Origin of the sequence: Streptomyces sp. NBC_00258 (assembly GCF_036182465.1) — a bacterium.
Classification (GTDB): Bacteria; Actinomycetota; Actinomycetes; order Streptomycetales; family Streptomycetaceae; genus Streptomyces.
This window is the reverse complement of sequence record NZ_CP108081.1, coordinates 4,987,643-5,010,780: the sequence shown is the minus strand read 5'-3', so window position 1 is coordinate 5,010,780 and position 23,138 is coordinate 4,987,643. Positions and strand designations below refer to the sequence as shown.

Annotated in this window: 18 protein-coding genes; 7 read left to right on the top strand and 11 right to left on the bottom strand. The window is 69.2% G+C overall.

All coding sequences use genetic code 11. The features are described from left to right. Positions 1-19: 19 nt before the first annotated feature. The 5 genes from OG718_RS22245 to OG718_RS22225 all read left to right on the top strand — a co-directional run bounded on the left by OG718_RS22245 (position 20) and on the right by OG718_RS22225 (position 6,276). On the top strand, positions 20-418 hold the full coding sequence (locus OG718_RS22245) for a winged helix-turn-helix transcriptional regulator (protein WP_328844997.1): 399 nt from the start codon (positions 20-22) through the stop codon (positions 416-418). 764 nt (positions 419-1,182) lie between these two features. Beyond that, positions 1,183-1,956 (top strand): isoprenyl transferase, encoded by a 774-nt coding sequence (locus OG718_RS22240; RefSeq protein ID WP_143636710.1) that lies wholly within the window; start codon positions 1,183-1,185, stop codon positions 1,954-1,956. Positions 1,957-2,278: 322 nt separating this feature from the next. Beyond that, positions 2,279-3,604, top strand: coding sequence for a PhoH family protein (locus tag OG718_RS22235; protein ID WP_055614475.1), 1,326 nt, complete (start codon positions 2,279-2,281; stop codon positions 3,602-3,604). Between the two features lie 437 nt (positions 3,605-4,041). Next, positions 4,042-4,740, top strand: coding sequence for a transglycosylase SLT domain-containing protein (locus OG718_RS22230; RefSeq protein ID WP_443055134.1), 699 nt, complete (start codon positions 4,042-4,044; stop codon positions 4,738-4,740). 135 nt (positions 4,741-4,875) lie between these two features. Then, the gene (locus tag OG718_RS22225) at positions 4,876-6,276 is read left to right on the top strand and encodes an AI-2E family transporter (protein ID WP_328844996.1); all 1,401 of its coding nucleotides are present in this window, start codon (positions 4,876-4,878) and stop codon (positions 6,274-6,276) included. Positions 6,277-6,562: 286 nt separating this feature from the next. On the opposite strand, the gene OG718_RS22220 is transcribed toward OG718_RS22225, so the two are convergent. Continuing rightward, positions 6,563-7,096, bottom strand: a complete 534-nt coding sequence (locus tag OG718_RS22220; RefSeq protein ID WP_143636702.1) for an alkyl hydroperoxide reductase — start codon at positions 7,094-7,096, stop codon at positions 6,563-6,565. A gap of 3 nt (positions 7,097-7,099) precedes the next feature. After that, positions 7,100-7,654 carry a peroxiredoxin gene (locus tag OG718_RS22215; RefSeq protein ID WP_143636700.1) on the bottom strand — a complete coding sequence of 185 codons (555 nt, stop codon included), beginning with the start codon at positions 7,652-7,654 and terminating at the stop codon, positions 7,100-7,102. Positions 7,655-7,786: 132 nt separating this feature from the next. Here OG718_RS22215 and OG718_RS22210 point away from each other — a divergent pair, with 132 nt between their 5' ends. After that, the gene (locus tag OG718_RS22210; protein WP_143636698.1) at positions 7,787-8,722 is read left to right on the top strand and encodes a LysR substrate-binding domain-containing protein; all 936 of its coding nucleotides are present in this window, start codon (positions 7,787-7,789) and stop codon (positions 8,720-8,722) included. Positions 8,723-8,759: 37 nt separating this feature from the next. On the opposite strand, the gene OG718_RS22205 is transcribed toward OG718_RS22210, so the two are convergent. From OG718_RS22205 to OG718_RS22185, 5 genes are all read right to left on the bottom strand, one after another. Further along, positions 8,760-11,093, bottom strand: coding sequence for an ABC transporter permease (locus OG718_RS22205; protein WP_143636696.1), 2,334 nt, complete (start codon positions 11,091-11,093; stop codon positions 8,760-8,762). Beyond that, positions 11,090-11,776: an ABC transporter ATP-binding protein gene (locus tag OG718_RS22200; RefSeq protein ID WP_143636694.1), complete on the bottom strand. Its 687-nt coding sequence runs from the start codon at positions 11,774-11,776 to the stop codon at positions 11,090-11,092. Before OG718_RS22200 ends, OG718_RS22205 begins: the two co-directional genes overlap by 4 nt. After that, entirely contained in the window at positions 11,773-12,297 is a 525-nt protein-coding gene (locus OG718_RS22195) for a PadR family transcriptional regulator (protein WP_143636691.1), read from the bottom strand. The genes OG718_RS22200 and OG718_RS22195 overlap by 4 nt, the downstream gene beginning before the upstream one ends. A gap of 307 nt (positions 12,298-12,604) precedes the next feature. After that, positions 12,605-12,856, bottom strand: a complete 252-nt coding sequence (locus tag OG718_RS22190; RefSeq protein WP_143636690.1) for a hypothetical protein — start codon at positions 12,854-12,856, stop codon at positions 12,605-12,607. Continuing rightward, on the bottom strand, positions 12,853-13,788 hold the full coding sequence (locus tag OG718_RS22185; RefSeq protein ID WP_143636688.1) for an SPFH domain-containing protein: 936 nt from the start codon (positions 13,786-13,788) through the stop codon (positions 12,853-12,855). Before OG718_RS22185 ends, OG718_RS22190 begins: the two co-directional genes overlap by 4 nt. A gap of 284 nt (positions 13,789-14,072) precedes the next feature. Here OG718_RS22185 and OG718_RS22180 point away from each other — a divergent pair, with 284 nt between their 5' ends. After that, positions 14,073-16,433: a transglycosylase domain-containing protein gene (locus OG718_RS22180; RefSeq protein WP_328844995.1), complete on the top strand. Its 2,361-nt coding sequence runs from the start codon at positions 14,073-14,075 to the stop codon at positions 16,431-16,433. Between the two features lie 126 nt (positions 16,434-16,559). Here the strand turns inward: OG718_RS22180 and OG718_RS22175 are convergent, their stop codons facing one another. The 4 genes from OG718_RS22175 to OG718_RS22160 form a co-directional block, all read right to left on the bottom strand. Next, entirely contained in the window at positions 16,560-18,023 is a 1,464-nt protein-coding gene (locus OG718_RS22175) for a catalase (RefSeq protein WP_328844994.1), read from the bottom strand. Between the two features lie 167 nt (positions 18,024-18,190). Beyond that, the gene (locus OG718_RS22170; RefSeq protein WP_443055133.1) at positions 18,191-20,386 is read right to left on the bottom strand and encodes a SpoIIE family protein phosphatase; all 2,196 of its coding nucleotides are present in this window, start codon (positions 20,384-20,386) and stop codon (positions 18,191-18,193) included. A gap of 381 nt (positions 20,387-20,767) precedes the next feature. Next, positions 20,768-21,460, bottom strand: coding sequence for a cytidylyl-2-hydroxypropylphosphonate hydrolase (gene fomD, locus OG718_RS22165; protein WP_186001148.1), 693 nt, complete (start codon positions 21,458-21,460; stop codon positions 20,768-20,770). A gap of 73 nt (positions 21,461-21,533) precedes the next feature. Beyond that, on the bottom strand, positions 21,534-22,919 hold the full coding sequence (locus OG718_RS22160) for a class II fumarate hydratase (protein ID WP_328844992.1): 1,386 nt from the start codon (positions 22,917-22,919) through the stop codon (positions 21,534-21,536). Between the last annotated feature and the right edge of the window lie 219 nt (positions 22,920-23,138).

Genomic DNA, 23,138 nt, shown 5'->3' with positions numbered 1-23,138 from the left:
GTCTTGGGAGGAGTCGACCATGTCGAAGGACAAGGGGCCCTACAGCTGTGGCCTGGACGCGGCCGTGGACGTCGTGGGCGGCAAGTGGAAGCCGATGATCCTTTGGGCGCTGCACGTGGGCGGCACGATGCGCTTCGGGGAGCTGCGCCGGGACATCGGCGGCGGGCACTCTCCCGGAATCAGCGAGAAGGTGCTCAGTCAGCAGCTGCGCGAGCTGGAGGCGGACGGAGTGGTGCACCGGGAGGTGTACGGCGAGGTGCCGCCCCGCGTGGAGTACTCGCTCACCGAGCTGGGCAAGGCGCTGAACACCGCGCTCCTGCCGCTGGGCGAATGGGGTGATCTGCACATGAAGGAAATTATCTCCCGTAAACACTCAGACTTGAGCAAAGAGCCGCCGGTCGCCACCCGGACCGGGTGAGGCCCCTCACGAAAATCCAGGAAACGTGCACAGGGTTTCCACATCGTTATCCCGGATGGTCCGTTGCACCTCTCCGCCTCACGTAAATTCGAAGCAAGGTAATTCGCGTGAGCAAAGCTGCGCGGAGCGGTACCGCGCGGAGGAGGGGGCCGCGCGGTGCCCTGCCGGCAGCGCCGGGGGGCGCGTTCAGGGTTCCCGCACCGGGGTTCCGGTTCGGTCGGAGTCGTGAAGTGGCCGAGGCCGCGAAACCACCTTGGCGTCAAGTGGACGTTCCCGAGTGCGTCACCCTTGGGGCGTACGTCCGAGGCGGATGGCCCAGTGCCCCACAACCGCTCGCAAACCCCCTGGTTCCCTCCGGATTCGCCTCCGCTGCCTTGGAATCCGCTGTGATTCGGCCACGTTCTTCCCTTGAATGAACGCTTCCGCACTCACTCGGGCGTTGTCGGGCGACTCCGGAGAGTAGTTGTGGCACGCCGATGCACGCAGCATCACTTACGAAGGGTTATGGTGGAAACCCCCCCTCGGGCCGGTCCGTCTCCCCCCCACGGACCGGCCCGTTTTTTGTGCGCTCACACGCGCCCGGCGTACGCCCCTGACGTGCCGTCGTCCCATGCGGCGAGGCGTCGGCGCCCCGCACGGCCCGCCCTCGCCCGGTGCCGCCCGGCGAGCAGGAGGCCTTGCACCCCAAGGGGGAGCGGGGCTCCAGCAGCGGTAGGGTGTCGCCCTCGGGGGACCGTTATCTGCACGGAGGGGCTGACGAAAACGTGAACCTGCGCGACAACCTGCGCCGCTTGCTGGTCAGGTTCTATGCACGCAGGGTGGAAGGCCACCTTGACCACGACCAGGTGCCCAAGCACATCGGGGTCATCATGGACGGCAACCGGCGCTGGGCGAAGGCGGCGGGCAGCACCGCCGCCCAGGGACACCGGGCCGGGGCCGACAAGATCGAGGAATTCCTCGGCTGGTGCTCCGAGACCGACGTCGAGGTCGTCACCCTCTGGCTGTTGTCCACGGACAACTTCGACCGCCCTGAGGAAGAGCTCGTACCGCTCCTCGGCATCATCGAGAACGTCGTGAGCTCGCTCGCCGCCGACGGCCGCTGGCGTGTGCATCACGTCGGCACGCCGGACATCCTGCCTTCCCGGATGCAGACCGTCCTGAAGGAGGCCGAGGAGTCCACCGCGCGCGTCGACGGAATAGTCGTGAACGTCGCCATCGGCTACGGCGGCCGCCAGGAGATCGCCGACGCCGTGCGCTCGATGATCCTCGACCACGCCGAGAAGGGCACCTCGATGGAGGAGCTCGCCGACATCGTCGACACCGACATGATCGGCAAGCACCTCTACACCAGCGCCCAGCCCGACCCCGACCTCGTGATCCGTACGAGCGGCGAGCAGCGGCTGTCCGGGTTCATGCTCTGGCAGACGGCCCACTCCGAGTACTACTTCTGTGAGGTCTTCTGGCCGGCCTTCCGCAAGGTCGACTTCCTGCGCGCGATGCGTGACTACGCGGCGCGACACAGGCGCTACGGAGGCTGAGCTTCCGGGTTCGCCCTTCTGGCAGGGGGCGCCATCAGGGACGTACGTCATCTGGTGTTAACGAACGCGCCGTCATCGCCCTTGGCATGGCATCGCGCGTTCGAGGGCATAAGCCTTGCAGGTCGACACCCGAACCACGGGTGTCGTATCTCAGCGGACGGCACGGGGCCGTCCGCCCGGGAGGCCCTTTGCACCAGCCCGACCGTGCGGTCAGTACGGACGAAGCGGAGAGGGCCGGTAGTCGGCCCGTGCATCGCGGCCGCACACCGGTCCAGCTCTCCTCCGTCGCTCCCCGACCTCATCCGAGGGGGTACGTCCTTCCGTGGTGACCAGCACAAAGCGCCGTATGCCAGACCGGCGCACCTATGTTCTCGACACCAGCGTCCTGCTGGCCGACCCGCACGCCATGAACCGCTTCGACGAGCACGAAGTAGTGCTTCCGATCGTCGTGGTCACGGAATTGGAGGCCAAGCGGCACCATCCCGAACTCGGCTACTTCGCCCGGCAGGCCCTGCGCCTGCTCGACGACTACCGAGTGAAGTACGGCCGTCTCGATGCCCCCATCCCCACCGGGGAACTGGGCGGGACCGTACGTGTCGAGCTCAATCACTCGGACCCCAGCGTGCTGCCCAGCGGCTATCGCCTGGGGGACAACGACTCCCGCATCCTCGCGGTCGCCCGCAATCTGCAGGCCGAGGGGTTCGACGTCACAGTCGTGTCGAAGGACCTGCCGCTCAGGATCAAGGCCTCCTCGGTCGGGCTCCTCGCCGAGGAGTACCGCGCGGAGCTCGCCATCACGGGCTCCTCCGGCTGGACCGGAATGTCCGAACTGACGCTCTCCGGCGAGCAGGTGGACCTCCTCTTCGACCAGGAGACCCTGTACGTCCCCGAGGCGTCCGACTTCCCGGTCCACACGGGCCTGATGATCCAGTCCGAGCGCGGCAAGGCCCTGGGACGCGTGACGTCCGAGGGCAACGTCCGGCTCGTACGGGGTGATCGGGAGGCCTTCGGCATCAAGGGCCGCAGCGCCGAGCAGCGCATCGCGCTGGATCTGCTGCTCGACCCGGACGTCGGGATCGTCTCGATGGGCGGCCGGGCCGGCACCGGAAAGTCGGCGCTCGCCCTGTGCGCGGGCCTGGAGGCCGTGCTCGAACGGCGCCAGCATCAGAAGGTGATGGTCTTCCGTCCGCTCTACGCGGTCGGCGGGCAGGAACTCGGCTATCTGCCGGGCTCCGAGTCCGAGAAGATGGGCCCCTGGGCGCAGGCGGTCTTCGACACGCTCTCCGCGGTCACCAGCCGCGAGGTCATCGAGGAGGTCACCGCACGCGGCATGCTGGAGGTCCTGCCGCTCACGCACATCCGCGGCCGCTCCCTCCACGACGCGTTCGTGATCGTGGACGAGGCCCAATCTCTGGAACGGAACGTCCTGTTGACCGTTCTGTCCCGAATCGGCGCGAATTCACGGGTGATCCTGACCCATGACGTGGCCCAGCGGGACAACCTCAGGGTCGGCCGGTACGACGGTGTCGTGGCCGTCGTGGAGAAGCTGAAGGGCCATCCGCTCTTCGCGCACGTCACACTCACCAGGTCCGAGCGCTCCCAGATTGCGGCGCTTGTGACCGAAATGCTGGAGGACGGGCACATCTGATCAAGATCACCCCACCCGTCCGGTCTGTCCAACGGGTGGCGGCTACACGGTAATTGACGCCGTCCGGCAAAGGCTGAAGAGCCTAGCCGGGCGGCGTCTTGGCGCGTGCTCGTTTCCGAAAAACTCCTGGGCCAAACGAGGTGTGAGCTTTCACACCCGGCACAGAATTGCCCTCCGGTGTCGGGGTGCGGCAGAGTCTCACTCCTGTCAGGCCCCGCATACGACACATCTGTGCCCCCAGCGGTACGGCACCACAGCAGCAACCAGAACTCCATAAAGCCGTCGTATGCCGCCCGAGCACCACGTGGCGCTCCCGTCATGGGAGTTGCCCATCGGGCCCGTGCCTCCCGTGACCCCGCAGTTGGGAGGCCAGCGCCAAGGGGCACGATTGCGTCCGCGAGGGTCACCTGTAGCGGGCGATGCTGGAAGGAAACCGTGTGAGCCGGATTTCGGTCCGGGGATTCGCAGTGGTCTCGGCCACCGCGGTCACCGCTGTCGGCGCTGTCACCGGTGTTGCCTCGGGCAACACCGCGTCCTCGAGCGACGACGCGGAGGCAACGGCAGCCGGCGCGACGCTTCTCGCGGACATACCCGCGGGTGCGCAGGCGCAGGTGCAGACCGCATCCCTGACTCAGCAGGCCGACTCGCAGGCCATCGCGGCCGACGCGACCGCCAAGAAGGACGCCGAGGAGTCTGCGCGCAAGCAGGCTGCCAAGGACGCCGTCGCCAAGCAGAAGGCCGCGGAGAAGGCCGAGAAGGAAGCGAAGGAGCGGAAGGAAGCCGAGAAGGTTGCCAGCCGTTCCGCCACGCGTGACGCGTCCAGCTTCCCGACGCAGTCCTCGTACAGCGTCGCGGAGATCCAGGCCATGGCGCGCCAGATCGTCCCGGCGGACCAGTTCCAGTGCTTCAGCACCATCGTGGACCACGAGTCCAGCTGGAACTACCGGGCGGACAACCCCACCTCGGACGCCTACGGTCTGATGCAGGCGCTGCCCGGCTCCAAGATGTCCTCCGCCGGCGCGGACTGGGCGACCAACCCGGCCACCCAGATCAAATGGGGCCTCGGCTACATGAACGACCGGTACGGCAGCCCGTGCGGAGCCTGGGACTTCTGGCAGTCCAACAACTACTACTAGGCCGACAGCCACTCGGTCCTCTCAACCTTTTCAGAGCCCCTCACCGTCCTACGGTGAGGGGCTTCTGCCATGTACGGTCGATGCCGACGACTCCAGGGGGGAGTGGTGGGGCACAACGGGGAAAAGGAACGGATCATGTCGCGAGTGCCAGGGTGGCTCAGCAGAGTCGGCGCCGGACTCACCGAAATGGGAGACCGGTTGAGCGCACGCCGCGCGCAGGCCGACGAGGACGACGACTTCGGCGGGCGCGACGACTTCGCCCGGAACGACGGCATCGATCGGGGCGACAAGGACGGCATCGACGCCTCGGCCGCGTCCACCGCCACCGGGAACGGCACACCGACCCGGCCTCCCTCCCCTCCCTCGGACGCTCCCGTGGCAGTCGCCACCCGTCCCGATCCCGCGGCGGCCGTTCCCTGGGGCATGCGGGTCGCCGCGGAGGCCGGCTGGCGGCTGCTCGTACTCGCGGGAACCGTCTGGGTGTTGATGCGCGTCATCAGCGCCGTTCAGCTCGTCGTCCTCGCCTTCGTCGCCGCGCTGCTCATCACCGCGCTGCTGCAGCCCACCGTGGCGCGGCTGCGGCGGTACGGGGTGCCGCGCGGGCTCGCCACCGCGCTCACCGCGACCCTCGGCTTCGTGGTCATGGGGCTCGTCGGATGGTTCGTGGTCTGGCAGGTCATGGAGAACATCGACAACCTCTCCGACCAGATCCAGGACGGCATCGACGAGTTGCAGCGCTGGCTGCTCAACAGCCCGTTCCACGTCACCGAGGACCAGATCAAGGACATCGCCAAGAGCCTGCGCGAGGCCGTCGGCGCCAACACGGACGAGATCACGTCGGCGGGCCTGGAAGGCGTCACCGTCATCGTCGAGGCCCTCACCGGCATCCTCCTCACGATGTTCTCGACGCTCTTCCTTCTCTACGACGGCAAGCGCATCTGGCAGTGGACGCTCAAGCTCGTGCCGGCGGCTGCGCGGCCCGGGGTGGCCGGGGCGGGCCCGCGTGCCTGGCGCACGCTCACGGCCTACGTCCGCGGGACGGTGATAGTGGCGTTGATCGACGCCATCTTCATCGGCCTGGGCATCTTCTTCCTGGATGTACCGATGGCTGTCCCGCTGGCCGTCTTCATCTTCCTGTTCGCCTTCATCCCGCTGGTCGGTGCCGTCGTCTCGGGCGCACTGGCGGTCGTGGTGGCTCTCGTGACGCAGGGGGTCTTCACCGCGGTCATGGCGCTGCTCGTCGTGCTCGCCGTCCAGCAGATCGAGGGGCACATCCTCCAGCCGTTCATCCTCGGCCGGGCCGTGCGGGTTCATCCGCTCGCGGTCGTTCTCTCCGTCGCCGCGGGCGGGATGGTCGCGGGCATCGGCGGCGCGGTCGTCGCCGTCCCGCTCGTCGCCGTCACCAACACGGTGGTCGGCTACCTCCGCTCGTACTCCCAGGAGCCGGCGCTGCGCACGTCGCCTGTGCCGCGGGGGGCGACGGCGACGAGGGTGGCCCCGGTGGAACACCGCCCGACGGAGGGGCCGCCGTCTTAGGGGACTTCTTCCGCCCCCGCCGCCCCTACCCATTCCCGTCGCTTACTCAGGGGCTCCGCCCCCGAACCCCCGCTCCTCAAACGCCGGAGGGGCTGAATACTTCGCGGCCCGGGCCGACACTTCCAGCCCGTCCGGCGTTTGAGGACGAGGCCGTTCAGGCCGATGCGGGGGTCTGGGGGCGGCAGCCCCCAGGGACGGGACGGGTAGGGGCGGCGGGGGCGAGGAAACTCCGAAGCCCCGCCCACCGCGAAGGTGAACGGGGCCACGAGGGGCAAAACCGGCGGAGCTACTCCGCGAGGACCGCCTCCGCGTCGAGGGTGACACCCACGGCCTGGACGACCGAAGCGATCTTGAACGCTTCCTGGATGGTCTCCCGGTCGACACCGGCCTTGCGGAGCACCTGCTCGTGGGAGTCGAGACACTGCCCACACCCATTGATCGCGGACACGGCAAGCGACCACAGCTCGAAGTCGACCTTCTCCACACCGGGGTTGCCGATCACGTTCATCCGCAGACCGGCCCGCAGGTTCCCGTACTCCGGATCGGAGAGCAGGTGCCGCGTGCGGTAGAAGACGTTGTTCATCGCCATGACCGCCGCGGCGGACTTGGCAGCCGTGTACGCCTCAGGAGAGAGCTTCGCGTTCGCCTCCTCCTCCAGCTCACGCAGCACACGAGGAGACCGCGAGGCGATGGCGCAGGCGAGCACCGTCCCCCACAGCTGCTGCTGCGGAAGCTCGGAGTTGCCGATCACCGAACCGAGGTTCAGCCGAAGGTCCTTGGCGTAGTCCGGAATCGCGGACTTCAGCGCGTCGAGCGACATCGGTCACTCACCGGCCAGCAGCTTGACCGGGTCAAGGGTGTCCTCGCCCTTGCTCCAGTTGCACGGGCACAGCTCGTCGGTCTGCAGCGCGTCGAGAACCCGCAGAACCTCCTTGGGGTTACGCCCGACGGAACCGGCGGTCACCATGGAGAACTGGATCTCGTTGTTCTGGTCGACGATGAAGACGGCACGCTTGGCGAAGCCGTCCTCGCCCTCGATGCCGAGGTCCCGCATCAGCTCGTGCTTCGAGTCGGCCAGCATCGGGAAGGGCAGGTCCCGCAGATCGTCGTGGTCCTTGCGCCAGGCGTGGTGCACGAACTCGGAGTCGCCGGAGAAACCGAGGACCTGCGCGTCACGGTCGGCGAACTCGTCGTTGAGCTTGCCGAAGGCCGCGATCTCGGTGGGGCACACGAAGGTGAAGTCCTTGGGCCACGCGAAGACGATCTTCCACTGACCCTCGTACGTCTTGTGGTTGATCTGCTCGAACTCCTTGCCCTTCTCCAGCGAGACACAGGCAGTCAGGTCGAACTCGGGGAACTTGTCACCGACAGTGAGCACACGCTCTCCTTGAAGCGAAGAAAGCCCCTTATGTGGGGTTTTCCCTTGGGTTGGACGTTCTTGATCGTGGCACAGAGTGCATTGATTAGTGAAATAGCTACACTCGGTCTTCCTGATCGGAGGTGGTTATCAGTGGCCCCCAGTAAGAAGAGGCAGCCGAGCCTCTCCCAGCTGCGAGCCTTCGTCGCGGTGGCCGAGCATCTGCACTTCCGTGACGCCGCCGCGGCGATCGGTATGAGTCAGCCCGCGCTGTCGGGGGCCGTTTCGGCGCTGGAGGAGACGCTGGGGGTGACCCTGTTGGAGCGTACGACGCGCAAGGTGCTTCTCTCGGCTGCCGGTGAGCGGCTGGCCGTGCGGGCGAAGGCGGTGCTCGACGAGGTGGGGGCGCTGATGGAGGAGGCGGAGGCGGTGTCGGCGCCGTTCACCGGGGTGCTGCGGCTCGGAGTGATCCCGACCGTGGCGCCGTATCTGCTGCCAACCGTTCTGAAGCTGGCCCACGACCGCTACCCGGCCCTCGACCTCCAGGTCCACGAGGAGCAGACCGCCAACCTGCTGGAGGGGCTCACCACGGGGCGGCTCGATCTGCTGCTGCTCGCCGTGCCGCTGGGCGTGCCCGGTGTCGTCGAACTGCCGCTGTTCGACGAGGACTTCGTGCTCGTCACGCCGATGGATCACTGGCTCGGCGGCCGGGAGGGGATCCCGAGGGAAGCTCTGCGCGAGCTCAATCTGCTGCTGTTGGACGAAGGGCACTGCCTGCGCGACCAGGCCCTGGACATCTGCCGGGAGGCCGGTCGCGAGGACGCCCCGGTCACCACGACCGCCGCCGGGCTCTCCACCCTCGTACAGCTGGTCGCGGGTGGTCTCGGGGTGACCCTGTTGCCGCGTACGGCCGTCAGGGTCGAGACGACCCGCAGCGATCAGCTGCTCACCGGCTGCTTCGCGGAGCCCGCCCCGACCCGGCGCATCGCCCTCGCCATGCGGACGGGTGCGGCCCGGGGGGCGGAGTACGAGGAGTTGGCCGGGGCTCTTCGGGAAGCGCTGGGGCCGTTGCCGGTACGGGTGGTGTGACCCGCACCGGCAACGGCCCCGCGCCCCCTGAGGCGCGCTACTCCGTGCGCAGCCCGTCCGGGCGCATCAACCGCAGCAGTGGCGGCACGCTGAGGGCCGTCACCACGAGGACGACCGCTGAGCCGATACCCGTCATGGCCAGGACGCTCAGCCAGTCCACGGTCACCTTGGTGTCCGTCATCTTCAGCAGGACCGCGCCCAGGGTGAGGCCCACCACCGAGGCGAGGGCCAGGCCGAGGGCGACCGGGATCGCGGTCTGCCACAGCACCGACAGGCTCAGTGTGCGGCGCCGGGTGCCGAAGGCGACGAGGACCGACAGGAGCTTCTTGCGCTCCCGCAACTGCTCCAGCTGCGAGACGAGCAGGCTCGCCCCGATCAGCGCGAGAACACAGGCCGCGCCGACGAACAGCCCGGTGCGGATGGAGCCGAACGTCTGGGACTCCTCGCTCGACGTGTACGTCCAGGGGTCCGTGAGCGGATCCACCTTCGCCGCAGCGTTGCGTACGAGTTCCTGCACGTCCGGGACCGTCATGTCGAGCTGCAGATAGATCTGCCCGTCGAGGGTCGAGGCCGCCGCGGTGGGCAGCGCGCTCGGGGTGAACAGGAAACCGCCCCGCTCCCAGCCCTTCGGGTCATTGCCCGGGGCGGCCTTCATGATGCCCCGCGGCACCGTCCAGGCGATCTCCTTGGCCTTCTCCTCCCCGCTGTAGGAGGGGTCGATGTAGAGCTTCCCGCCGGGTGCGGCGAGCTTCGGGGTGTCCGTGTCGTAGTCGGCGCCGTGCACCGCGAAGACGTCACCCTCGCGGCACGAGGGCAGCTTCGCCACCTCGCGCAGGGCGGCGCAGTCGCCGACGGTCAGCGGCGTGGACGTCTCGGGGTCCTTCCTGCCCGAGCCCAGCCAGCCGTCGGAGAGCGCCATGGCCTGGCGCACACCGCTGGTCTCGGCGAGGGCCTGCCGGGCCTCGGCGAGTGGGGCGGTCCTCGGTACGGACATCTGCATCTGGGCGCGCGAGAGGTCCTGGCCGGTGGGTTCCGTGTAGCCGCTCTGGACGCCGGCGAAGAGCATCTGCAGGGCGATCGCGCCGGCCACCGCCACCGCGATGCCGTTCACCATGCGGGCCGCCGTACCGCTGCTCAACTGGAGCCTGCGGACCGCCAGTTGCCAGGAGACCGGGCCCGAGTTCAGCCGGGCCACGACGGCTTCCACGATCCACGGCAGCAGCGCGGTGATGCCGACGAGGAGCAGGATGACGCCGCCGGTCACCATGTACTCGTTGAAGTTCCCGTTCTCGGTGCCCTTCCCGATCATCGGGACGAGCAGCCCGATACCGCCGAGCGGCAGGAGCAGCCGCCACCACAGTCGGCGTCGAGCGGGCCTGGCCGTGCGCACCACGCCGAGCGGTTCGATGACCACACCGCGCAGGGCGAGCAGCGTCACCGCGACCGCGGCCGCCGGGACCGCGACGGCGATCAGTACGGCGAGTACGGGCGTCGGGTTGAGGTAGCTCGGGAAGACGCTGAACCCGAAGACCTCGACGGAGCCCGCGATCTGACGGCCGATCAGGAAGAAGCCGGTACCGAAGAGCAGCCCGAGCACCGCGCCGGCGAGGGCCTCGCCCGCGGCGATCCGGCGGGTCATCCGGCTGTCGGCGCCGACCAGCCGCAGCGCCGCGAGCCTGCGGTCGCGCCGCTCGCCGCCGAAGCGTACGGCCGCGGCGATGAAGACGCCGACAGGCATCAGCAGCACCACGAAGACCGTGAGAACGAGCAGGAGCAGGACCGGGTCCATCTCCTCCGAGGGCGCCTTCTGCCCCTGGAAGGTGTTGATGCGCGTGACGCCGGGGCCGTCGCCGTACCGGGCCAGGTTCTCGCCACCCGAGTAGAAGGCGAGTTCGGCCGAACCGATGAGACCCGCCTCACTGATCGTGCCGGTGATCCGGTCCGGCAGCCGCTCGCGCAGCAGCTTGGCGTCCTTGGACTTCAGCAGCTCCTTGAGCGCGGGCGACACGACCATCTCGCCCGGCGCGGGGAACTTCTTCAACCCCGGCGGCAGAGGTGCCCGCGAGCCCTCGGGCTCCAGCTGGCGGCCGCGGACGTCCCGGCCGCGGAACTCGGTGCCGACATTCGCGACGAGCACCGTGTTGTCGGCCTTGGGCGGATCCTCCTCGCCGATCGTGACGTCCATGCGCGCGTACTCGCGGTCGGACCGGGCCTGCATCGCGTTCGGTATCGCGGTGGTGAGCAGCAGCAGCGCCACGCCGAGACCCACGCCCACGCCCGTGAGCAGCACGCGCACCCAGCCCTCGCGGCCCCCGGTGAACGCGAACTTGGCGCCCATGGCCAGGTCCTTCGACCACTGGCGTGCGCTCATACGACGCGCTCCATGTCCCGGGACTTGCCGTCGCGTACGACGATCTCGCGGTCCGAGTAGGCGGCGACGCGTGCTTCGTGGGTGACGAGGACGACGGCGGCGTTGGCGGAGCGGGCGGCGTCGGTGAGCAGTTCCATCACGCGTTCGCCGTTGAGGGAGTCCAGGGCGCCGGTGGGTTCGTCGGCGAAGAGCACGCGGGGGTCGGTGACCAGGGCGCGGGCGACGGCGACGCGTTGCCCCTGGCCGCCGGAGACCTCGCCGGGCCGTTTGGCCTTGAGGTCGTCGACCTCCAGCTGTTCCATCCGGGCCAGGGCGGTGCGTTCGGCGTCCTTGCGGGAGGCGCCGTTGAGGCGCAGGGGCAGTGCCACGTTCTCGACGCAGGTCAGTTCCGGTACGAGCTGGCCGAACTGGAAGACGAAGCCGAACTGGGAGCGGCGCAGGGCGCTGCGCTGGGCGTCGTTCATGGTGGCCATGTCCTGGCCGCCGTACATGATCGAGCCGGAGTCGGGGGTGACGATGCCGGCCAGGCAGTGCAGGAGGGTCGACTTGCCGGAGCCGGAGGGGCCCATCACGGCGACGACCTCGCCCGGGTGGATGGAGAACTCGGCGCCGTCCAGGGCGTTGGTGGGGCCGTAGGCCTTGCGCAGGTCGTGGGCCACGAGCAGGGAGCCTGCGGGGGTCATCGAGTCACCGCCTCTGCGAGCTTGCCGAGGCGCGCGGCGGTCAGTTCCAGCCACCGCAGGTCGGCTTCGAGATGGAAGAGTGCGTGGTCGCAGATCAGCTGGTCGGCGAGGTCGCCCTTGCGCTTGCGGTCGGTGAGCATCCGCATCATGCGCAGGTGCTCGGCGCGCTGGGTGTCGAGGATCCCGGACGCGTCGCGGTGGGTGAGGAGGGCGAGGACGACCTTGGTGTAGAGGGTCGACTGGAGGTAGGGCTCGGGCTTCTCCGGGGTGGCGAGCCAGCGCTGGACGTCGGTGACGCCTGCTTCGGTGATCGCGTACCGCTTCCGCTCCGGGCCGTCGCCCGCCTCTATCCCGTCGACCTCCACGAGGCCGTTCTTCAGCAGCCGGGACATCGTCGAATAGACCTGGCCGTAGTGGAGCGGCCGGTCGTGACCGAACTTCTCGTCGAAGGCCCGCTTCAGGTCGTAACCGTGGCGGGGCCCGGACTCCAGGAGCCCTAGGAGCGTGTGACCGATGGACATGCGGAGCACTGTACACAGGGCGTATACACCGCGTGTATACGCACCGTGGACAGCCGCATCCGAGGCGTACGGGTCCGCAGGTCAGGCTCGATTGTCACGGTTCTGTTACTGGGGTGGCGGGTGGGGCGTCGGCGCCTTTTTCGCCCCCGCCGCCCTTACCCATTCCCATCCCTTTTCAGGGGCTCCGCCCCCGAACCCCCAAAGACTGCGCAGTTCCCCGCGCCCCTAAAAGGGGCGCGGGGAACTGCGCGATCAGCCACAGCGGACCCGCGCCTTTCGCCACGAGCCCGCCGCCCCCGGTGCGTGCCTACTCCTCGGCCTCCCCGGAAACGGGAGGCCGACCCCGGCGGGGGATCGGACCAGCCCCGCCCGGCAGGCGACCCGTCTCCGCCAGGGCCCTCCGCAGGAGGAACTCGATCTGCGCGTTGGCGGAGCGAAGCTCGTCGCCGGCCCACCGCGCAAGCGCCTCGTACACGAGCGGATCCAGCCGCAACAGCACCTGCTTGCGCTGCTGCTGCGGCCGCCGCTTGGGGGAATCCCCCTCTGGAGGTGACGTCACTGGTAGAGGGACCCCGTGTTGAGGACGGGCTGCGGGGCGCGGTCGCCGCACAGGACCACCAACAGGTTCGACACCATCGCCGCCTTCCGCTCGGAGTCCAGCTCGACGATGTCCCGCTCGGTGATCCGGGCGAGCGCGTCCTCGACCATGCCGACCGCGCCGTCCACGATCTGTCGCCGCGCGGCGACGACCGCGCCCGCCTGCTGTCGCTGGAGCATCGCCGAGGCGATCTCGGGAGCGTACGCGAGATGCGTGAAGCGGGACTCGATGATCTGGACGCCCGCGGCCTCCACGCGCGCGTGCAGTTCGACGGCGAGCTTCTCGGTGATCTCCTCCGCGTTGCCCCGCAGCGACAGACCGTCCTCGTCATGGGCGTCGTACGGGTACTCGATGGCGATGTGCCGCACCGCCGCCTCGGTCTGGGTGGCGACGAACTCCAGGAAGTCGTCCACCTCGAAGCTCGCCTGTGCGGTGTCCTCGACCTTCCACACCACCACCGCGGCGAGCTCGATCGGGTTGCCGTAGGCGTCGTTGACCTTGAGGACGGCCGTCTCGTGGTTGCGTACCCGCGTCGAGATCTTCGTACGGGACGTCAGTGGGTTCACCCAGCGCAGGCCGTCCTCGCGGATCGTCCCGCGATAGCGGCCGAAGAGCTGGACGACGCGGGCCTCGCCCGGCGCCACCATGTTCAGGCCGCACATGGCGACGAAGGCCGCGAGGCCGATCAGGATGCCGGACACGATCAGCGCGGCCTTGCCGCCGGTGGAGTCCACCGCGGTGGCGCTGACGATCATTCCGGCGCCCGCGAGCAGTCCGACCAGCCCGAGCAGCAGCGCGAGCCCGCCGCCGATGCTGTGCGCGACGGACTCCCGGACGCGCGGTGCGGGCATCTCGGGTACGTCGGCGGTGTGTGGAGTGTCGTGCGTGGACATGGGTGATCCCCCGTTTCGTGGTGCTGCGTTTCCTGGTGCCGCGGCTCTCGTGCGAGCACCTGGCTTCGTACTATCTAAGTGATATCACTTTACCCGTCACGGCAACCTTCTACGCATCCGAATCGTCGGTTCCATAGGGACAGGTCGGGACAGGTGCTGATTGTCACGTCCGCAAAAGGCGGGATCGACCGTCCTATGTCGCCACGCGCGGTGTTAGTTTGCTGAGCTGACCTGAGCGGTGAACCTGTGAGACACGAGAGACGGAAGCGGAGCGGATCGGACCCATGGGACGAGCGGAAGAGAGACGAGCGCGGCAGCGCGGTGGCCACCGCGCCGCGCCGAAGCGCTCGTCCAGAGCCGGCGCCAAGGGTGGTGCCACGGCCGGTGCCAAGGCCGGTGCGAAGAGTGGCATACGTCGCCTCTTCACCTGGAAGAAGCTCCTCGGTACGTTCTTCGGCCTCTGTCTCCTCGGGATGGCGGCCTTCGTCGCTCTGTACCTGATGATCGACGTTCCCAAGGGCAACGCCGCCGCGGTCCAGCAGAGCAACATCTACAAGTACAGCGACGGCAAGACGCTCGCCCGCGACGGCGCCGTCAACCGCGAGCTCGTCGACCTGGACCAGGTCTCCAAGGGCGTCCGGATGACCTTCGTCGCCGCCGAGAACAAGTCCTTCTACGAGGACGCCGGCGTCGACCTCAAGGGCACGGCCCGCGGTCTGCTCAACACCCTCTCCGGCAAGGGCAAGCAGGGTGGCTCGACGATCACCCAGCAGTACGTCAAGAACTACTACCTGACGCAGGACCAGACCGTCACGCGCAAGCTGAAGGAACTGGTCATCTCCCTGAAGGTGGACCGCCAGGAGTCCAAGGACGACATCCTCGCGGGCTACATCAACACCAGCTACTACGGCCGCAACTCATGGGGCATCCAGGCCGCCGCGCAGGCGTACTACCGCGTCGACGCGGACGAGCTCACGGTCGCGCAGGGCGCGTACCTCGCCGCACTGCTCCAGGCGCCGAGCCAGTACGACTGGGCGGTCGCGAGCAAGACCAGCCAGAAGCTGGTCACCGCCCGCTGGAACTACGTCCTGGACAACATGGTCGAGGAGGGCTGGCTCAGCTCCGCCAAGCGCGACGGCATGAAGTTCCCCGTGCCGAGGGACCCCCAGGGCGCACCCGGTCTGCAGGGCCAGGCCGGCTACCTGGTGGAGGCCGCCGACACCGCGCTGAAGAAGCAGCTCGTCTCGCAGGGCACGGCCGCCGACATGGACGAGGCCGAGACCATGGTCAAGGCCGGCGGCTGGACGATCACCCTGAACATAGACAAGAAGAAGCAGGCCCAGCTGGAGAAGTCCGTCAAGAGCCAGCTGACCGGCAAGCTGGACGCCAAGAAGCGGAAGATCGACGCCGACGTCCAGGCCGGTGCCGCCTCCGTCGATCCGAAGACCGGCAAGGTCGTCGCGATGTACGGCGGCGTGGACTACGTGAAGCACTACACGAACAACGCGACGCGCCGCGACTACCAGCCCGCCTCCACCTTCAAGCCGCTGATCCTGGCCGCGGCCGTCGACAAGGACGCCGAGACGCAGGACGGCACACCGGTCACGGCGAAGACGATCTACGACGGCACCAGCAAGCGTCCTGTCGTCGACGACGGCAAGAAGGTCGGCTTCGCGCCGCCGAACGAGGACGACGTCGACTACGGAGACGTCACCGTCCAGACCGCGATGAACAAGTCCATCAACTCCGTCTTCGCCCAGCTGGGCGTCGACGTCGGCATGGACCAGGTCATGAAGACCGCGGGCGAGCTCGGCATGGACGTCGAGGGCGCCAAGTCTGTGCCCGCCCAGACCCTCGGCACGATGGGCGCGAGCCCGCTGGAGATGGCCGGCGTCTACGCGACGCTCGACAACCACGGCAAGAAGGTCACCCCGGCCCTCGTGAAGTCGGTCGAGCACAAGGACCGCGTGGTCAAGTTCCCGGATCCGATCGGCGACCGGGTCATCAGCCGGGAGGCCGCCGACACGGTCACCTCGGTGCTGACCGGCGTGGTCGACGACGGTACGGCCAAGACGTCCGTACGCGACAACCCGGCCCGTGACGGCCAGCAGGTCGCGGGCAAGACCGGTACGTCCGACTGCAACAAGTCGGCCTGGTTCACCGGGTACACGCCCAAGCTCGTCACCTCGGTGGGCGTCTTCGGCGAGGCGGCCAAGGCGGGCACCACCCGCTGCGGCAAGGACAAGCCGGTGAAGGTCAAGGCGTTCAGCCAGGTCACGCTGCAGGGCGCGGCCGGCGGCGGCCGGGTCAACGGCGGTGGCTTCCCGGCCCAGATATGGGCGGCGTACACCTTCGGCGCGATGGGCAGCGTCTCCAAGTTCGACCTGGACACCGACCAGGGTGCGGCCGTCCAGCCGACGATCACGCCCACGGCCTCCCAGCCGCCGCCGACCCCGTCCGACGAGCCGAGCAGCGAGGACCCGCCGACGAAGCCGTCGACCAGCAGTCCGCCGCCGGAGAGCAGTCCCGAGGGCACCCCGACGGAGAGCGAGGATCCGCCGACTCCGACGACCAGCCCACCGCCACCGCCGGACGACGGCATAGAACTACCGACGGACCCGGACGACCCGCAGTCGGATCCGTAACCGGCGGCAACGAGGAAGGCGCGCCCCCGTCAAGGGGCGCGCCTTCCTCGCGAACCGTGCGACCGGCCACGAACGGCCCGCAGTTCCGCACCGGCCTCGCGGTGACGGACCTCAGTCCCCGTTGCCTCAGTCCCCGTTGACCGAGTGGGCGATCCGGTCGCCGATCTCCTTGTCGATGTTCCGCCAGTACTGCAGCGCACGCTCCAGCACGGGCCGGGACACATCGGCCTGCAGATGCCCGCTGACGTTGGACACCAGCCGCTCACGCTGGGCGTCGTCGAGGACCTGCCGGACCATCGTCCCCGCCTGCCCCCAGTCGTCGTCCTCCCGGTGCAGCTTGTACGCCTCGCGCACCAGCTCCCCGGCGGTCTGCCAGCTCGCCGGGTCGCCGAACTGCCCGTAGTCGGCCGCGGGCCCCCCGTAGGAGTTGGGCGCGTACGGGCGGGCCGCGTTGGACGCCTCGTACCGCATCGGGCCGTCCTTGGCGTACGAGTTGACCGGAGCGTGCGGCCGGTTGGGCGGCAGCTGCGCGTAGTTGGGGCCGATCCGGTACCGATGGGTGTCCGGGTACGAGAACAGCCGGCCAAGGAGCATCTTGTCCGGCGAGGGACCGATGCCCGGCACCAGGTTGGACGGCTCGAAGGCGGCCTGCTCGATGTGGATGAAGTAGTCCTCGGGGTTCCTGTCGAGGGTCATCCGGCCGACGTCGATCAGCGGATAGTCGCCGTGCGGCCAGACCTTCGTCAGGTCGAACGGGTTGAAGCGGTAGTCCGCCGCGTCCTCGAACGGCATGATCTGGACCTTGAGCGTCCAACTCGGCGCGTTCCCGGACTCGATCGACTCGTACAGGTCACGGCGGTGCTTGTCCGCGTCCGAACCGGCCAGCTCGTCGGCCTCGTCCTGCGTGAGGAAGTCGATGCCCTGGTCGGTCTTGAAGTGGTACTTCACCCAGAACCGTTCACCCGCGCCGTTGATCCACATGTAGGTGTGGGACGAGTAGCCGTTCATGTGGCGGTACGTCTTCGGAATGCCGCGGTCGCCCATCAGCCAGGTCACCTGGTGTGCAGACTCGGGCGAGAGCGTCCAGAAGTCCCACTGCATGTCGTTGTTGCGCAGCCCGGTCGCCGGGTGGCGCTTCTGCGAGCGGATGAAGTCCTGGAACTTGATCGTGTCACGGACGAAGAAGACCGGGGTGTTGTTGCCCACCAGGTCGTAATTGCCGTGCTCGGTATAGAACTTGAGCGCGAAACCGCGGGGGTCCCGCCAGGTGTCGGGCGAGCCCTGCTCACCTGCGACGGTCGAGAAGCGCGCCAGCATCTCCGTGCGCTTCCCGGGCTGGAAAAGGTCCGCCTTGGTGAACTGGCTGACGTCATTGGTGACTTCGAAGAATCCGTACGCGCCACTGCCCTTGGCGTGCACCACCCGCTCGGGGACCCGCTCCCGGTTGAACTGGGCCATCTTCTCGATGAGGTAGTGGTCCTGGAGCAGGATCGGGCCGTCGGGACCGACGGTGAGCGAGTGTTCGTCGCTCTCCACCGGAATTCCGACGTTGTTCGTGGTGTACGGAGCCTTCTGGGGTGTCTGCGTCACGAGCGTCCTCCCGTCAAGAAGAGAGTCGTCAGGTCGCTTCGGCCACCCCAGCAGTCAACTCCGCCGACGGGATGTCGGCAACATTTGGACGCGGTCCAATTCCGGTTCGATTCTCACCCGGCTGCCGGGGGGCGTCCTCCGTGGGTACCCCTCGATCAGGGATCGACTCAGCCGTGGTTCAACTCGAACCAGACCACCTTTCCCGTGCTGAGCCGGGTCGCGCCCCACCGCCTGGCCAGCTTGTTCACCAGGTAGAGACCGCGGCCGCCCTCGTCCGTGGCCCGCGCCTGCCGCAGCCGCGGCAACTGCGGCACGTCGTCACCGACCTCGCAGCGCAGCACGTCCGTACGGAGCAGACGCAGCGTGACCGGCCGTGACGTGTAGCGCACGGCGTTCGTCACGACCTCGCTGACGAGCAGCTCCAGGGAGTCCGTGAGCTCCTCCAGACCCCAGCGGGAGAGCGCCTTGCGGGCCAGCCGGCGGGCCCGGCCCGGTGCCGCGTCCTCGGGGTCCAGATGCCAGAAGGCGACGTCGCTGGGCGCGATGCCGTCGAAGCGGGCGGCGAGCAGCGCGATGTCGTCGTCCCGGTCGCCCGGGCCGAGCATGTCGAGCACCTCGTCGCACAGCGCCTCGAGGGGCGGCGGATGGTCGGCGCCGGTCAGCTGCGCGGTGGCGGCGAGCTTCTCGCGCAGCTGTTCTATACCGGTCCACACGTCACGCAGCCGCGACTCGACCAGACCGTCGGTGTAGAGCAGCAGGGTGGCGCCGGCGGGCGCGTCCAGCTCGACCGCCTCGAAGTCCACGCCGCCCACGCCGATGGGGGCGCCCGGCGGTACGCGCAGGACCTCGGCCCGGCCGCCCAGGTGGAGCAGGACGGGCGGCGGATGGCCGGCGTTGGCGATGGTGATGCGGTGCGCGACCGGGTCGTACACCGCGTACAGGCAGGTCGCCATGCGGTCGGTGCCGAGCCGCTGGGCCTGCTCGTCCAGGTGGTGCAGGACCTCCTGCGGGGGAAGGTCGAGCCCGGCGAGGGTCTGCGCGGTCGTGCGCAGCTGGCCCATGATCGCGGCCGAGGTCATGGAGTGGCCCATGACGTCACCGACGACGAGGGCGACCCGGCTGCCGGGCAGCGGGATCGCGTCGTACCAGTCGCCGCCGACCCGCGCGGTCTCCGCGGCCGGGAGATACCGGGACGCCAGCCGCACGCCGGTCGGCCGGGGCAGCGTCTCGGGCAGCATCGTGCGCTGGAGCTCGTCCGCGATGTACGCCTCGCGCCCGTACAGCACGGCCTTGTCGATGCCGAGGGCGCTGTGCGTGGCGAGCTGGGCCGCGACGAGCAGGTCGTCGGTCTCGAAGGCGGGCCGGTCCGGGCGGCGCAGGAACAGCGCGGCACCGATCACGCGGCGGCGTCCGCGCAGCGGGGCGAGGATCGCCCGCTGGCCGCCGGGCACGGTCAGGTCCTCGCCGATCAGCTCGGGCAGCGCGGCCCGTGCGGCCGGCGCGTCCGCGAAGACGGGCCGGACACCGCGCAGCACCTCGTTCAGCGCGCCACCGGGCCGTACGGTGCACAGCTCGGCGGTGATCCCGAGATCGGGCTCGGGCTGCAGCGCGGGCAGCAGGAAGCCCTCGGTGTCCCGGTCCTCCGGGATCCGGTCCGTGCGCCGCAGCCGCAGCACGACGGGCCCGGTGGGCCGCTCGTCGCCGACCGGCAGCGGGTCGCGCAGATAGACGAGGATCGCGTCCGAGAAGGTCGGCACGGTGGCCCGGCACAGGCCCATCACGATCTCGTCGAGGTCGATGCCGCGGGCGATCCGCCGGGTGGCGGCTCCCACGAAGCGCAGCCGGTCGCCGTCCCGGCGCATGGGCATGGGGGTGCCCGGCGCGGGCCCCTGTCCCGTACGCCGCTCCTTGCCGCTCAGGACCGCGGCCGCCTCGGCACCCGACTGGGCCGGGATGGTCTCGGGCGCGGGCCGCGGGCGGTGCGGATCGGGCTCGGTGACGGACGGCTGGGAATGCTCGGATCCCGCGCCGGTGGGAGCGTCGGTCGGGCCGTGACCGCCGGAGGGCGCGGGCGGGCCCTGGCTGCCCGCCGGGGTCCCGGACGCGGCGGGCGTGCCCGTGGCGGCGGCGAGGGTGCCCGAGGGCGTGGGGGCGCCGGTGGGGTCCTGGCCTTCGGAAGCGGGCGCACCCGGGGTCCCGGGCGGGGTGGGGGCCTCGGCCGGCCGTCCCTGTGCGGGTAAACCGGTGGAACCCTGCGCCGGCGGCTCCGGGGTACGCAGAAGCGCCCCGCGTGGGTCCGCGGGGGCGGTGGGCCGGGCAGCGCTTGGCTGGCGGCGCTCGTGGGAGGTGGGGTGCTCCGTCACGCGTGTCGAATCCATCCGTCCGGTGCTGCGCGCCGTGCGTGCAGTTCGTCCCGCAGAAATCCCGATACCCGGAATGCGTGCCCCAGGAACGGAATCCCCGCGTGGTCAGACAGCCTCTCAGAAGAGAGACCGTCGGGCACCGGCGGGAACAGCCCGTCCGGCCGTCTCCCGACCGTACCGCTGTGGCCCTCGTACCCCTCGCTCACGTCCTGCCGCCCCTCGGTGACGTTCGGTCAAGCCCAGCGTGTGCTCCGGGAGTTGTCGCCTCGCGCCCGCCCGCCACCCGACCACCACTCCTCAACGACGGTGCTGCGCACCGACCGTGACTGTTCGTTGCGGAGGACGATCCTACGGTTCTACCACGGGGGCACATCAAGGGTCTCACGTGGACACGTGCGCGGGCGTACGATCCCAGTCGTCCGGCAACGACGGTACGGACCAGGACGGATCCGGGCGCCAGTGCTGCCAGCCGTCCGACAACGGCGGGCCCCAGGCGCGGATCACCTCCACCGCGGCCCGGCCGGCCTCCCGCACCCGGGCGGCCAGTCGGTCGTCCATCAGGCCGTCCCGCTGGGCCTGCGCGAACTCGTCCTCGTCGCGCCAGTCCCAAGTCCGGTCCGGGTTCACCGAGATGTCGAGGAAGTGGTCCTCGGAGTCCACGCCTCCGGCCCATCTGGCCAGCGGTTCCTCCAAGTTGACGTACCAGTTCTTGAACTGCCAGCCGGGCTCCCAGAACAGCCACACCGACCACGGCTCACCGGGCCGCGCCAGCTTGAGCACACCGGTGCCGAACCAGTGGCCGCGCTGCACGGTCCGCGGCTTGGTGTAACGGGACTCCAGCGGCTCCACGTGCACGGGCGTACCGTCGGCGAGGACGGGCTTCACGCACTCGGTTCCCGGGGCCAGCCACACGGCGAGCAGCTCCTCGTCGTCCCGCACGACGGTCACGGGGCGCACGATGTGGAAGCGCTCGCCGGCGTTCTCCCGGTAACGCCACAGGATCCGACTCCCGGGGTTCCAGTACGCCGCCGACCCGCCCGCTTCCACGTCTGCCACCGCTCCACCCTCTGCCATGAACAGATATTAGGTGCCCATGGCATACGACGCTGCGGCGCGCGTCACGGTTCGCGCGCCGGGCCGAATGCCGTTACGGGCGCGTCATCCGCAGGACATCCAGGGCCTCGTCCAGCTGCTCCCGGGTGAGATCACCACGCTCGACGTAACCGGACTCCAGGACGACCTCACGGATGGTCCTCCGCTCGGCGAGCGCCTTCTTGGCGACCTTCGCGGCCTCCTCGTACCCGATGTACTTGTTCAGCGGCGTCACGACGGACGGCGACGACTCGGCGTACTCCCGGGCGCGCTCGCGGTCGGCGGTGATCCCGTCGACGGTCCGGTCGGCGAGCAGCCGTGAGACGTTCGCGAGGAGCCGGACCGACTCCAGTACGTTCCTGGCGATGACCGGCAGCATCACGTTGAGCTCGAAGTTCCCGGAGGCGCCGGCGGTGGCGATCGTCGCGTCGTTCCCGGTCACCTGCGCGGCGACCATCAGTACGGCCTCGGGAATGACCGGATTCACCTTGCCGGGCATGATCGACGAACCGGGCTGGAGGTCGGGAAGGCTGATCTCGGCCAGACCGGTGCGGGGCCCGGAGGCCATCCACCGAAGGTCGTTCGCGATCTTCGTCAGCCCGACCGCGATGGTCCGCAGCTGCCCACTGGTCTCGACGATCCCGTCCCTGGCCCCCTGCGCCTCGAAGTGGTCGCGCGCCTCGGTGAGCGGCAGCCCGGTGGCCCGCGCGACCTCCGCGATCACGGCGGCGGAGAAGCCGGGCGGGGTGTTGATCCCGGTCCCCACGGCGGTCCCCCCGAGCGGCAGCTCGGCGAGCCGCGGCAGGGAGGCCTGCAGCCGTTCGACCCCGTACCGCACCTGGGCGGCATACCCGCCGAACTCCTGCCCGAGCGTCACGGGCGTCGCGTCCATCAGATGCGTACGCCCGGACTTCACGACGTCCGCGAACTCCTCGGACTTGCGGGTGAGCGCGTCCGCGAGGTGATCGAGGGCGGGTACGAGATCGCGGGTGACGGCGGCCGTCGCGGCGATGTGGATCGACGAGGGGAACACGTCGTTGCTGGACTGCGAGGCGTTCACATGGTCGTTCGGATGTACGTCCCTGCCGAGCCGTTCCGTCGCCAGCGTGGCGATGACCTCGTTCGTGTTCATGTTGGACGAGGTCCCGGAGCCTGTCTGAAAAACGTCCACGGGGAAGTGGTCGTCCCACTTACCGTCCACGACCTCCGCGGCCGCCTCCTGGATGGCCTCCGAGACGTCCTTGTCCAGCACTCCGAGCCCGGCGTTCACCTTGGCCGCGGCCGCCTTGATCCTGGCGAGGGCCTCGATGTGCGCGCGCTCGATCCGCTGCCCGGAGATGGGGAAGTTCTCCACTGCCCGCTGGGTCTGGGCCCGCCACTTGGCGTCGGCGGGGACGCGGATCTCGCCCATGGAGTCGTGTTCGATGCGGTAGTCGCTCATAACAGGTACATCGCCCCCGCCGCCCCTACCCATTCCCGTCCCTTTCGGGGGCCAGCCCCCGAACCCCCGCTCCTCAAACGCCGGAGGGGCTAACTATTAGCCCGTCCGGCGTTTGAGGACGAGGCCGTTCAGGCCGATAGGGGGGTCTGGGGGCGCAGCCCCCAGGGACGGGACGGGTAGGGGCGGCGGGGGCGAAGAAAACCCCGCAGCGCCCACCGG